Origin of the sequence: Methanobrevibacter curvatus (genome assembly GCF_001639295.1) — an archaeon.
GTDB lineage: Archaea > Methanobacteriota > Methanobacteria > Methanobacteriales > Methanobacteriaceae > Methanoflexus > Methanoflexus curvatus.
The window spans coordinates 1-12,947 of sequence record NZ_LWMV01000136.1 but is presented as its reverse complement, the minus strand read 5'-3'; the positions used below and the strand labels follow the sequence as shown (position 1 = coordinate 12,947).

Annotated in this window: 9 protein-coding genes; 2 read left to right on the top strand and 7 right to left on the bottom strand. The window is 25.0% G+C overall.

The features are described from left to right. Positions 1-17 precede the first annotated feature (17 nt). The 7 genes from MBCUR_RS03370 to rfbC form a co-directional block, all read right to left on the bottom strand. Positions 18-1,166 carry a pyridoxal phosphate-dependent aminotransferase gene (locus tag MBCUR_RS03370; RefSeq protein WP_067090191.1) on the bottom strand — a complete coding sequence of 383 codons (1,149 nt, stop codon included), beginning with the start codon at positions 1,164-1,166 and terminating at the stop codon, positions 18-20. Between the two features lie 751 nt (positions 1,167-1,917). Beyond that, entirely contained in the window at positions 1,918-2,622 is a 705-nt protein-coding gene (radB, locus tag MBCUR_RS03365) for a DNA repair and recombination protein RadB (RefSeq protein WP_067090189.1), read from the bottom strand. Between the two features lie 361 nt (positions 2,623-2,983). After that, entirely contained in the window at positions 2,984-3,574 is a 591-nt protein-coding gene (locus MBCUR_RS03360; RefSeq protein WP_067090187.1) for an adenylate kinase family protein, read from the bottom strand. A gap of 237 nt (positions 3,575-3,811) precedes the next feature. Then, positions 3,812-4,906 carry an OBG GTPase family GTP-binding protein gene (locus MBCUR_RS03355; protein WP_067090184.1) on the bottom strand — a complete coding sequence of 365 codons (1,095 nt, stop codon included), beginning with the start codon at positions 4,904-4,906 and terminating at the stop codon, positions 3,812-3,814. A 489-nt stretch (positions 4,907-5,395) separates the two neighbouring features. Further along, entirely contained in the window at positions 5,396-8,170 is a 2,775-nt protein-coding gene (locus tag MBCUR_RS03350) for an STT3 domain-containing protein (RefSeq protein ID WP_067090182.1), read from the bottom strand. Positions 8,171-8,624: 454 nt separating this feature from the next. After that, a complete protein-coding gene (locus MBCUR_RS03345; RefSeq protein WP_067090179.1) occupies positions 8,625-9,842 on the bottom strand; it encodes a class I SAM-dependent methyltransferase in 1,218 nt (405 codons plus the stop codon). Then, complete coding sequence (gene rfbC / locus MBCUR_RS03340; RefSeq protein ID WP_067090177.1) at positions 9,839-10,387, bottom strand: dTDP-4-dehydrorhamnose 3,5-epimerase; 549 nt, start codon at positions 10,385-10,387, stop codon at positions 9,839-9,841. The genes MBCUR_RS03345 and rfbC overlap by 4 nt, the downstream gene beginning before the upstream one ends. 611 nt (positions 10,388-10,998) lie before the next feature. Here rfbC and rfbF point away from each other — a divergent pair. Both rfbF and MBCUR_RS03330 read left to right on the top strand, forming a co-directional pair. After that, the gene (gene rfbF / locus MBCUR_RS03335; RefSeq protein ID WP_342669785.1) at positions 10,999-11,805 is read left to right on the top strand and encodes a glucose-1-phosphate cytidylyltransferase; all 807 of its coding nucleotides are present in this window, start codon (positions 10,999-11,001) and stop codon (positions 11,803-11,805) included. A gap of 143 nt (positions 11,806-11,948) precedes the next feature. Then, on the top strand, positions 11,949-12,878 hold the full coding sequence (locus MBCUR_RS03330; protein ID WP_067090172.1) for an NAD-dependent epimerase/dehydratase family protein: 930 nt from the start codon (positions 11,949-11,951) through the stop codon (positions 12,876-12,878). The last annotated feature ends 69 nt before the right edge of the window (positions 12,879-12,947 follow it).

Genomic DNA, 12,947 nt, shown 5'->3' with positions numbered 1-12,947 from the left:
AATGATTTATGAGTATATTATCTTAATTCTTCAATTGCCTTTGGAAATTCATCAATAAATACTTTTAATTGATTTTCAGGAACTGAAAAACTAACTCTTAAATATTTATCTCCAAACCGTTTACTTGTATATTTTCCTCTTCTTGTGAAAATTTTCTTTTCTAAAAGATATGACTCTAAATCAACTGGATTAATACCTGTTTTTTCAATGTCAATAGCTAACATATTTCCATCAGAAGGATAAGCTACAATTGAAATATCTGGGATTTTATCAACCATTTCCTTAATTAATCTTTGATTTGATCTTGTAGTATTTACAATTCTATCTATCCATTTTGGTTTTGATTCTAAAGCAGCTATTGCACCAGCTTGGGCAATTAAATTTGTCCCTAAATCATTGATTAAAGCAGATCTTACACAATCAATAAGCTCTGAAGTGGTTATAACTGCGCCAATTCTTAAACCTGCCATTCCAAAGATTTTAGAAAAGCTAAAAATAGTAATAGAGTGATTAGGAGCATATTTAGCAATGGAAAAATGATTTCTTGCAAAATCTTTGTAGGTAATATCATGAAGGATGTACAAATCATTTTCTTCAGCTATTAAAGCAAATTCTTCAATTTCTTCCTTAGTATAAGCTGTTCCTAATGGATTTAAAGGATCAATTAAAATCACTAAACGAGTATTATCATCCATATGCTTTTTTAAAAGTTTTGGAGTTAATTTATAACCACATTCTTCATTATAAATTGGAATTGAACGTATTTCATTTGAAAAACGGCTTGCAAACTCATCAATAATTAAATAACCAGGATCACAAGTAATTACATTGTGGTGTGGCTCTACTATCTCACTTATACAAACATAAAGGGATTCTGTTCCTCCAGCTGTGATTAAAATATCCATATCCTCTAGACCCAAATCTTTTAAAATAAGATTTTGAAGATGTGGAAAGCCTTCAGGAGGTGGATATTTACAATATTCTTTACTTTCAACACATTTAATCATTGCATTAGAAATAAAATCATCACTATGAAGATGATTAGTATTTTGACCCATCCATATCATTTTTTTATCAGAAAAAACAGAATTAAAAAAATCATTAGGTGATTCATATCCTTCGGGAGCTACCTTTTTTGCTTTATTTGTCTTCTTTAATTTTGCCATTAATACCACAATTATAAAAAAAAAAATTAGATTAGTTATTAATAATAAATTTATTACTTGATAATTATAATGTATGTACATAATTAGTTATAAAATTTTTTATTTAAACATTCTTGTCCACATAAGGAAAAGCACTAAACTTTATATTGAAAATTTTTATTTATTTATAAAATACAAAAAATTATTTTTTGTTCCTATGAATATTAGATTAAAAATTCTTTTAGATTAAAAATTCTTAAGTTAACAAGTTGATTTAAAAAACAATAATATAACGAATTTAAATGGCTGTGTAGCAATTCGAAAATCTAATTTTCTAAATTTAATTAATTAAGTTAAAATTAGATTTATAAAGTTCTAATAAATTTTATTATAAAAATAAATATAAATATTTAATAAAATCCTATTTTAATTAATGTTAAATCTATTTACTAAAAATAATTATTTTTAGACATTTAGTTTTTATTATTCTTTAAAACAAACTTTTAAAAAAAATTTGATCAAATAAGTTTTCTCAAAAGTATAAGAAAACTAATTTAAATGAAAGTTTTTTACAAATTATAATTATTTTTAAATATTAATATGTATAAAAACATGTATTATTATTTTAAATACATCTTAACATATTTTAATTAAATATCTGTTTTTACAAGAAATAATCATTGCACAGCCTTTAAAAAAAAAAAAAAAAGTTAAAAAATTATGATAAAAAAGAGTAAAAAAAATAAAGAAACAAGAATAAGTAGAATTAGGCTTATTCAATCCCATTTGAGGTTATTTGAAACTTAATATTAACTCCTTCAGGTATTATTCTGTGTCTTATAACTTTAGCTATTCTTTCACCTATTATCTCAGTTTTAGAAAGTTCTATGATATTTTTAGACCAATATTGTAGTGTAATACCTCCAGCAGGAACAACAGAATTATTTGTCCCATCAACATCAAAACTAGAATAAATTTGGTTTGTTATTAAAACAGCTAGATTATACTTTTTTGAAATTTTTGAAAGTAAACCCATTTGTTTACCTAAATCTTGGTTAACTTCTTTTGAATTATCAACTATTCTATAAAGAGCTATGATTGAATCAATAATGACCAAATCTACATCATCAGAGTTAGTTTTCAGCCAATTATCTACTATTTTTAAATCCTTGTGTTGAGAACTAAAAGATAAAGGCTCAAAAATAATAAAATTAGAAGCAAAGCTATCAAAATCATTTTTAGCTATTTGTCTAATACGATCAATGGATATTCCACCTTCAGTATCAATGTAAATGACTTTTTTGCCCATTTCAGCACTGTTTACGGCTAACTGTAAAGAAATATTTGTTTTTCCAGATGTTGGAGGACCATATATCTGTGTAATAATGCCTTTTTCAATTCCTCCACCTATAATATCATCAATAGGTGAATTAGAAGGAATTTTAATAGATTTAGAAAAATTTGATAAGGATTTCATTGTATCACTAATTGCTCTGTAAAATACATATTTTTATAAAAATATATATTTTAAAAAAAAATATTTAAAATGTTTACTAAAATTTAAAAAAAATAAATATTAAATAAATATTAATATAAAACTAATTAATATAAAAATTAATCTAAAAATTAATATAAAAATGCTAAATTTTTTATTATGAATAAATCTATCAGATAAAATATTTAAAATTTTTTATTTTAATAAATGAGATTGTCAAAAAATTAATCTAAAAATTTATTTAAAAGTTTATTTAAATAGTTTATTTTAAAAATTAATCTAAAAAATCAATCTAAAAATTAATTAAAAAATGAATTCAATTATTTATTTATTATTATATTTACTATTTATTTAAAAACCAATCTAAATAATCAATTTTTCCAACAGGACAACTTATTTTATCTTCAATAATTTCAATAGCTATTTTTGTCATTTCATCACTTGAAATAATACTGGTATCAATTTCATTTACCCTTTCTTTATATTTTTCATAAGCTTCATTTGAACAAATAGCTAAACTTTCTGATTCAAGATTATCTTTTATTTTTGATGGAGAATATCCTCTTAAATTTAGTCTTTCATTTAAAATTTTAGGATTAGACCTTAAAATAATAAGTAAATCTGCTCCATCACATAGATGAGAAATATGACCATCAACAAGGATAATTCTACTTGTTTTATCTCTTGTACTATTATTAAATTCTTGTTTTTTTAATTCTATAATTTTTAAGATTTTTAAATTTAATTTATCTATATCTACAACTTTGTAATCCTTATCTTCATTTATTTCAAGTATAAAATTATTATCAATAGCTATTTTATTTATATCCAATAAATCTAGATTATAATAGTCAGATAAAGAATTTTTTAATTTATTTATCAATGTAGTTTTTCCAGTTCCTGGTGTTCCACTTATAAAAACAGTTTTAAACATGTAAACATCCATTTATTTTAATAATTAAGATAACTTAATAAGTTAAATAACACTTTCAATAATGCTTTCAATAATAGTATATAACTTTTATTTAAAATATTCAAATTTAAAATATTCAAATAAATTAAAATTTTTTAATTTGTAAAATACTTTTACTTAAATAAAAATTAAGGATTATTTTGATTAGGATCATTTTGATCAAACTTTTTTAAAAAGTTTGTTTTAAATTAATTTTATTTATTTTTTTACAATTAACCGTAAAATGTCTTCGTCTTCTAATATGTGATCTGGACCAACTTTTTGACCTGGAAATTTTACAGAAGCTCCCCATACTTTAGCATGTCTAAAATTCTTTTTAAACTCTCTGTGAAGCTTTTCAGCAATTGTTATTACAGTTGAACCTTTTTTAACAATTAATGGCTCTTCCATATCAGCTTTTTTTCCTTGAGGTTTTAAGTAAATTCTCATTAAATCTAAGTTGTTAAAAATTTGGTCTTTTAAAAAGTCTATGTTTTGCTTTTTATCTGCAGAAATTGGAATAAAATCAGGTATATTTTTTCTTAATTCCTTGATATATGATGTATCAACCAAGTCAACTTTATTTAATAAAATAATCATTGGTATATATGCTCTGTTTCCTTCTAAAGAGTCTATAAATTGGTCAACAGAAATGTCTCCTCTTATTAAAACATCTGCATTGTGCATTCCATATTCATTTATAATGGATCTTATTGTTTTTTCATTTAAATAATTTAAAGAAGCTGTTGATGTAATATTTACCCCACCAACTCTTTTTTTATGAACTGTAACATCAACAGGTTTTTCATTAGGCCTTATTCCAATGTCTCTTAATTCTTTAAGGATGATATCTAAATGATATGGATTAAAAACATCTAAAACAACAATCACTAAATCAGCTGTTCTTGCTACAGACAATATTTCTTTTCCTCTTCCTTTTCCACCACTTGCACCAGTAATAATCCCAGGAACATCAAAAATCTGTATTTGAGCTCCTCTATACTCCATTACTCCAGGGATAATGTCTAAAGTAGTAAATTCGTATGATCCCACTTTAGATTCAGCATTAGTCAATTCATTAAGTAATGTTGACTTACCAACAGATGGAAAACCAACTAAAACAGCTGTTGAATCTCCAGCTTTTTTTATATGAAACCCTTTACCTTTAGTTCCAGAACTTTTACGAGCTATTGACTCTTCCTTTAATTTGGAAATTTTAGCTTTTAATTTTCCAATATGATGAGAAGTAGCTTTGTTATAAGGAGTTTTTTGAATTTCATCCTCAATTTTTTTGATTTTTTCATCAATGTCCATAGTTTTCACTTAAAAATAAAACAAGCTTAAAAATACCAAAATGACTTAAAAATATTATAAAAATAAAATAAAATTAAGTAATATGTATTAAAAAATGTAATTAAAATAATGTATTAAAATAATGTAATAACATGTTTAAATTTAAAATATATAAATTAAAATTTAAAAAAAGCTTTAAAAATTTATTAAAATTTAAAAATTTAAATTATATTATAAACTTTAAATAAAATAATTTGTTATTAAATAATTAAATAATTAAATTAATATTTAAATGGTTAAATTATTATTAAATCTGGTTCAATACCATTAAGATTAGATAAATATAAATTTATAAAAAAAATTAACTATAATAAGCAAACAAAAGCAATGCAATAAATTTAAAAAAATAAAGAAGAATTAAATGAAGATTTGATGAAATTTTGAAAAAAATACTTCATTTATTTAATCTAAATTTAAATGATAATTTATAGAAATTTGCATAGAAATTTGCTAACCAGTTTGATTTTTATCTGTTTTAAACATTGGAGTGTCTGAAATTACTCTGTAAAGGAAAATTCCAGAAGTTTCTTTTGGAACTTGAATCATTTCAAAGTTAGTTTGACCAAAACCTTGTAAAATATATAACTTAGTAAACATTGATCCTTCTAATTCTTTATTCATGAGATAAGCAGTATAAAGTCCTCCAGAACCTATAATAAGGAGAGTATATTCACCAGATTTATTTAAAGTTTCATTTTTAACAAGTTGACCATCATCAATAACCATTTCTCTGTAAATAGAAAATGGATTATAAACAGAACCATTTTGGTCTAAAATGGTTTTATTTGTTTGAGGATTTAAAACAGACACAACCCCATGGACAGAGCTATTATTATTGTAATTTTTTGTTATAGTTGTGATAACAGTTGCATATTGCTCTGCAGAATTGACTATTATTGCTTCTCCTGTATTATTATTCCCTTTAATCATTTCAACAGGCTGGTCATTGTAGAAATAACTGAAACCAGTACCATTTAATGAGTTAAAGTCCCAACCTCCAAAGTAACTCCACCAGTAGGACTTACCTTGCATATCTGAACTCATTACAAAAATTACAGGTTTTGGATTAGATGGATGTGATAGCTCACCAATTTTATCTGCTTGAACTTGAGTAAGGTTGTACTCATTAATCATTGTAGAAATAGCTTCTTCTTTCTCCATTGGAATAGTTTCATCTAAAATTTTCACTGTTTTAGCAGTGTTATTGGTGTAGTTGTCTAAAGTATCAAATGGTAAATTACCATATGTGGCTATCATTTCCAGTATGCCTGCCGACAGTGCACTATCATTTGTATAAATCGCTTTACCTATCCAATGGGCACGTTGACCATCTTGAGAACCACCATCAAATATTGTAGGTCTATCTGCAGCTATTTCAAATGCATAACCGAAATCCCACCATGAAGCCATTGTAGTGTCATTTACAGTGTTTCCCTCTACCCAAGTCAAAGCATTCCACATAGGATCAGAAATACCTGGACCAACATGGGATGTTGTGTAGTAAGCAGTGGAGACAGTAGGAGCCACAAGTGCCAAAAAGATAACTAAGGCAACAAATGCTTTTTTAGTATTTGAAGAAGTGATTTTGTTAAATTTTGTATTTTTAAGATATTTATCCCCATATATGAAAAATGCACCAAGAACAATTATAAGTAAGGTAGAACCAATAGCTGTTATCCAAGAACTAGCAAAGTTAATTGGTAAAGCTATTGGGAATTCTATTTGAGTCATTGGAAGGAAAACTAAAAGACCACATCCAACAGTTAAAGCAAATAAAATGTGTTTTTTATCAACTTTAGCTTTAACATAATTTACAGCAAAGCCAACAAAGATACCTGTAAATACTCCCATAGGAATCATTAAAGACTGTAAAAATCTTGATCCTTGAGAAGTAGCATAGAAGCTAACGACTAACCATATACCTAAAATAGAAAATAAAAGTAAACTTTCTCTTCTTGCTCTGTTAGCATCCTCTTCATGAACAATATTATCAATGTATGGAATTAATGAAGAAAATGAAAATCCAGTGTCTTTTTTAATTACAGTAGGTTTTCTACTAGCCTTTGATGTTTTAGCATTAGAAGATGATGATTTTCTCTTAAGTAAAACTCTATAGCCATATAAAATAAACATAAGCAATGCACCAAAGAAAGCAACAGCTCCTCCAACACCATTAACAATACCATTGTTGTTAGAGAGAAATGCACCTAAAGGTCCTCCAGAAACCATTGGAGCAAGTTGTAACTCACCAATAGAAATAGCTACATTAGGGTATGTACCCATAAGTGAATTAACAGAATTTTGTAATTGAGTAGTACCAGCTAAACCCATTATGTCTGAAAGTATTCCAGATAGGTTGCCTTTTACAAAATAAAAGAAAATTAAGCCGAAAATTGCAAATAAAATTAAAGAAACTAGCTCTTTTTGATTTATAAACCATTTCACAACATTAGAATATTTTTTTGGAGATTCTATTACTTTTGTTCTTAGTAACAATCCTAAAATAAAGAATATTATTATACCTAAGCCAAATACTGCAACATAAAATATGTAACCTGTCCAAGCAAATGAAAACATTCCAAGCGTTACAACAGCCAATAAGATAAAAAGTATTCTAAGGATTAAGTGTTTGTTCCTAAATCCTTCAAATAAAAATAAAAGAGAAAAAAGTGGAAGGACTACATTAAACATATCTGTATCAAAAAACCCTGCATAAGAGTGAGTAAGATAATTTGGAGCAAAAATAATTAAAAGAGCTGCTGTTAATGCTCCATAAGTGTTTGTGATTCTCCTAACTAGTATAAACGCAGGAATAGCTGCTAAAGAAGATATGACTGCAGTAATCCAAAATGCAGACTCTTTAATTGTGAAATCACCAAGATATTGGTTGTATATATCTTGGAAGAAAATTGTAACATATGCAATAGCATTTGCATACTCTGCAGTCTTTCCAAATGGAGCATATGAATGTAAATCCCATGGTGTTCCGTTTTGAATTGTATCTCCAAAATGACCATTGTTAATAAGGTCTTCAGTCATTCTTAAGTTGTAATATGAATCCATTTCAGAAAAATATGGAAGTCCACTGGAGTCAATATAAATACTTCTCTGTTCAACAGGGATGGCACTTAAGTCAGCTGATTGTGCCCTAATAAAAAATGAAAAAGCTACTAAAAATAGTATAATAGCTATTGAAATTATCACTGTCTTTGTTCTACTATTCATGATTAACCTCATAGTATATGAATGAATATTCTTTTAATATTATTATTTTTCTTTTAATAATTATTTTTGAAAATAAAAATCATTAAAAGATTTATAAGAAAAATAATTTAAAACAAAAGAACATTATAATAAATAATATATAAAAAAATTATTAAAAAATTATAAACAATATAAGAAATTATAAAAAATTATAAAAAAATATATTAATTTAAATAAAGTTAACAAAATTCAAAACTAATCTAATAAAAAATAAATTAATTATAAATAGATATGATTTAAACAACATATAAATATTTGTATTCTTAAAGATTTTGATTTAAATTTTTTTTAAAAAATGGAAAAAATTAAAACATTAAAAAAAAACAAAGTTTTGATATGCCTTAGTTTGAAAAATAGTAATGCTCTGAAATAAAAAATAATGTCTTTAGGATGATAAAAAGATAAATTTAGATTTTCATTCAAAAACTTCAAGGTTAGGAATAGCTATAACAAATTTAGAATTCCACTCTTTAACATAAGCTAATTGATTAATTATTTCATCTTTAATGTTCCATGGTAATATTAATATATAATCTGGCTTTTCTTTTCTAATTGTTTCTTCACAAACAATAGGAATATGACTCATTGGCATGTATTTATTCTGTTTGTATGGAGATGCATCAACAACAAATTTTATTGCATCAGACTTAATTCCAGAGTAATTAAGTAATGTATTTCCTTTTGCTGCTGCTCCATATGCTACAACTGTTTTCCCTTCTTTTTTTGCATTTAATAAAAAATTAAGAAGGTTCCATTTTACTTGTTGGACTTTTAGCTCAAAATTTTTATACCCTTCGATTTTATCTAATTTAGCAAGCTTTTCTTTGTTAATGATTATTTCAAGATTATCATTAATTGGAATACTACTGTTTTCAATGTGTGTAGCATATATTCGTAAACTTCCTCCATGTGTCTGTAATTCTTCTACATCGTAAATTTTAAGTCCTTGAGATTTAAAAATTCTTTGAACTGTCATTAAAGACAAATATGAAAAATGTTCGTGATATATTGTATCAAACTGAGTGTATTTAATTAAATTTAAAAGATGTGGAAATTCCATTGTTATTGTGCCATTTGGCTTTAAAGCCAATTTCAACCCTTTAACAAAATCATTTATATTGGGAACATGGGCTAAAACATTGTTTCCTAAAATTAAATCAGATTTTTGGAGTTTTGTGGCTAAACTAGAATTAAAAAAGTCTTCAATAACATTTATTCCCTTTTCTTTAGCTATTTTTGCAGTTGAGGATGTTGGTTCTATTCCTAAAGATGAGATATTCTTTTCTTGGAAATATTGTAATAAATAACCATCATTACTTGCAATTTCAATAACAAAAGAATCATTATCTAATCCTAGTTTTGGAATAATCATATCTACATAGTTTTTTGAATGTTTTAGCCATGAGGAGGAATAAGAACTAAAATAAGTGTATGTTTCATTGAAAATTTTATCAGACTTCTTGTATTCATCAATTTGAACTAAAAAACAGTTGTCACAAACAAAAACTTTTAAGGGGTAAGAAACTTCTCCTTCATTTAGCTGGTCTTTACTAAGGTAGGAATTTGATGGAGGAGAGTTAAATAAATCAACAAACTCCCATTTTAATTCATGTCCACAATGTCTACATTTCATAAAACTCCTCCATAGTCATTTTTTATAAATGCTGTAGACATGTCCTTTTCTGAAACAATTGTAACTTCTATTGGCCATTTAATATTAATTTTAGGGTCATCGTATCGTAGTCGTCCGTCCGATTCTTTAAAATGACTTTCTGTGTGTAAATAAATCATTTCAATATCATCTTCCAATGCCTGAAATCCATGTGCACAACCTTCAGGCAATACAAATGCTTTCATATTCTCTGCAGAAAGTATTTCACCATGCCATTTAAGAAATGTTGGAGAATTTTTTCGTAAATCTACTGCTACATCAAAAATGCTTCCTTTAACACAACGAACTATTTTTAATTCTGCATGGGGAGGATATTGAAAATGTAGTCCTCGAACTGTACCCTTTAATCTTGTCATAGAATGGTTCATCTGTTCAATCACCATATTTGGTCTAATTTCGCGAAGTTCTTCTTGGCAGAAAATTCTGTTGAAAAACCCACGATTATCACAAAATGGTTCTGAATTAATAATATTCACCCCATCAATTTCTGTATTTTCAATAATCATTTTATCTTAATTTCAAGTATTTTTGATTAATATAAATAAAAAATTATCAATTTATTATGTTATTTTTAGATGTTATTTTTAGAATAACTTTGTTTTATAATTTTTTTAATTTTCATTCAATAAATAGTTTACTAAAATATCATTTTGGAAATGTTAAAAACTTAGCTGAAACTTTTTCACTAATTCCACAGTTTAATGAAAATACATATAAATGAAAAGGAATAAAAATAAATTTAGAAAAATTAATTATTAATTTATAATGTATATATATAAATATTTAATATTTTATAATATAAAATTTAATAAAAATTAAATAGAAAAATTGATTTATAATATATAATAATAAATTTAATAAAAATTAAAATTATTAATTATATAAATACAATATAAATTTACAACATATAACTATTATAAATTTATAACTATAATATATTTATTATAAATCCATATTATATGTATTAATTTAATAAATATGTCAATTAAATTATAATTATCAAGTATTAAAATCATATTGACTAATTAACTTAATTATGTCATTGTTTAATGATATTATTTTAATTAATTAAGCATGTTTAAATATAATGAAAAAAATTCAATAATTTCTTTAGTTTATACATTTAGGAGTTGATTTTCTGAAAGTTGTTATTTTGGCAGGCGGACTTGGAACAAGACTGTCTGAGGAAACAGATATTCGTCCAAAACCTATGGTTGAAATTGGAGGAAAACCAATTTTATGGCACATTATGAAATACTATTCCTCATATGGATTCAATGATTTTATAATATGTTTAGGCTATAAAGGTTATGTTATTAAAGAGTATTTTGCTAATTATTTCTTACATCAGTCTGATATTACCATTGATCTTAGTAAAAATAATCTTGAAATTCACAATTCTAAATCTGAACCCTGGAAAGTATCATTAATTAACACTGGGTTGAATACCATGACTGGTGGTAGAATAAAAAGAATAGAACCATATATTGATGATGAAAGATTTATGTTAACATACGGTGATGGTTTAAGTAATGTTGACTTAAATAAACTAAATGAATTTCATCAAAAAAAGAATAAATTTGCTACTTTAACAGCCGTACAACCTCCAAGTAGATTTGGAGCACTTGATATTGATGATGAAGATAATATTTTAGAATTTAAAGAAAAACCAAAATGGGATAGGGAAAATAAATCTTGGATAAATGGTGGATTTTTTGTTCTTGAAAGTGATGTTTTTGACTATATCAAAGGAGATATGAGTTATTGGGAAAGAGAACCTCTAGAAAATTTAGCTAATGATAATCAACTAGCATCATATAAACATAATGGCTTTTGGAAACCTATGGATATGTTACGTGACAAAAAAGAATTAGAAGAAATCTGGTTATCTGGCAACCCACCTTGGAAAAACTGGAAAGATTGATCAATCGATTCATTTTTCTTATTTTAGTTTAATATTATAATTTACTATTAATGTTATAAAGGAAGTTTGTTTAAAAAGATAAGAGTCTAATATGTCTTTTTAAAAAAATGTACAGTAAATAAACTATAATTTATTGGGATATAGTGGAAAAAAATATACTTTTAACTGGAGGAACTGGTTTTATTGGAAGTCAGTTGGCAGAAAAATTCTTAAAAAAAAATAAGAACTTGATTTTTCTTAAAAGATCAAACTCAAATATTTGGAGAATTGAAGAATTTATTAATTCTTTTGATAATCTAACTACCATTGATATTGACAAAGTAAAAATGAATGAAGTATTTGAAAGTTATAATATTGATGGGATTTTGCATTTAGCAACCTATTATTCAAAATTCCATAGTTCTAATGAAATTGAAGATATGGTGTATTCAAATATAACTTTCCCTACAGATTTACTTGAAAATGCAGTTAAAAATAATGTTAAATACTTTATCAACACAGGTTCATATGCTGAATACTCAGGAGATAAAATACCAATTAATGAAAAATCTAAAATACTTCCTTTTAATTTATATGCATGTACAAAAGTAGGGTTTGAAGATATATTAAAGTTTTATAATAGAGAATATGGAATTAAAACTGCATCCATAAAATTATTTACTCCCTATGGTCCAAAAGATGATGAAAATAAAATAATTCCATATTTAATAATTAATTCTATTAAAAATGAAAAAATTAAAATTCAAAGTACATCTAAAAGGCTGGATGTTCTATTTGTAGATGATATAATAAATGCATATGAAAAGACCATTAAAAATATTAAAAAATTTAAAAGAAATGAAAATTTAAATATTGCAAGTGGGAATTCACATTCAATTAAAGAAATATATTCCATTGTTAATTCTATTTTAGGAAATACTGATGTTGAATTTTTAGAATCTGATTTATCTGAAGTTAAAGGTGATTTTTCTAAAGCAAAGAAACTAATAAACTGGAAACCAGAAATAGATTTAAAAAATGGATTAAAATTAACAAGTGATTATTATAAAGCTAGATATGAATGTAAAAAATGAATTAATTAAATAATTATCAGTCATTAATATCAATCGTTAAAAAAAAAAAAAAAAAAAAAAAATGATTTT

What these genes read in the sequence shown, in the direction of transcription:
- MBCUR_RS03370 (WP_067090191.1), bottom strand. Translation starts at nt 1,166, where the DNA reads ATGGCAAAATTAAAGAAGACAAATAAAGCAAAAAAGGTAGCTCCCGAA.
- MBCUR_RS03355 (WP_067090184.1), bottom strand. Translation starts at nt 4,906, where the DNA reads ATGGACATTGATGAAAAAATCAAAAAAATTGAGGATGAAATTCAAAAA.
- radB (WP_067090189.1), bottom strand. Translation starts at nt 2,622, where the DNA reads ATGAAATCCTTATCAAATTTTTCTAAATCTATTAAAATTCCTTCTAAT.
- MBCUR_RS03345 (WP_067090179.1), bottom strand. Translation starts at nt 9,842, where the DNA reads ATGAAATGTAGACATTGTGGACATGAATTAAAATGGGAGTTTGTTGAT.
- MBCUR_RS03350 (WP_067090182.1), bottom strand. Translation starts at nt 8,170, where the DNA reads ATGAATAGTAGAACAAAGACAGTGATAATTTCAATAGCTATTATACTA.
- rfbC (WP_067090177.1), bottom strand. Translation starts at nt 10,387, where the DNA reads ATGATTATTGAAAATACAGAAATTGATGGGGTGAATATTATTAATTCA.
- MBCUR_RS03360 (WP_067090187.1), bottom strand. Translation starts at nt 3,574, where the DNA reads ATGTTTAAAACTGTTTTTATAAGTGGAACACCAGGAACTGGAAAAACT.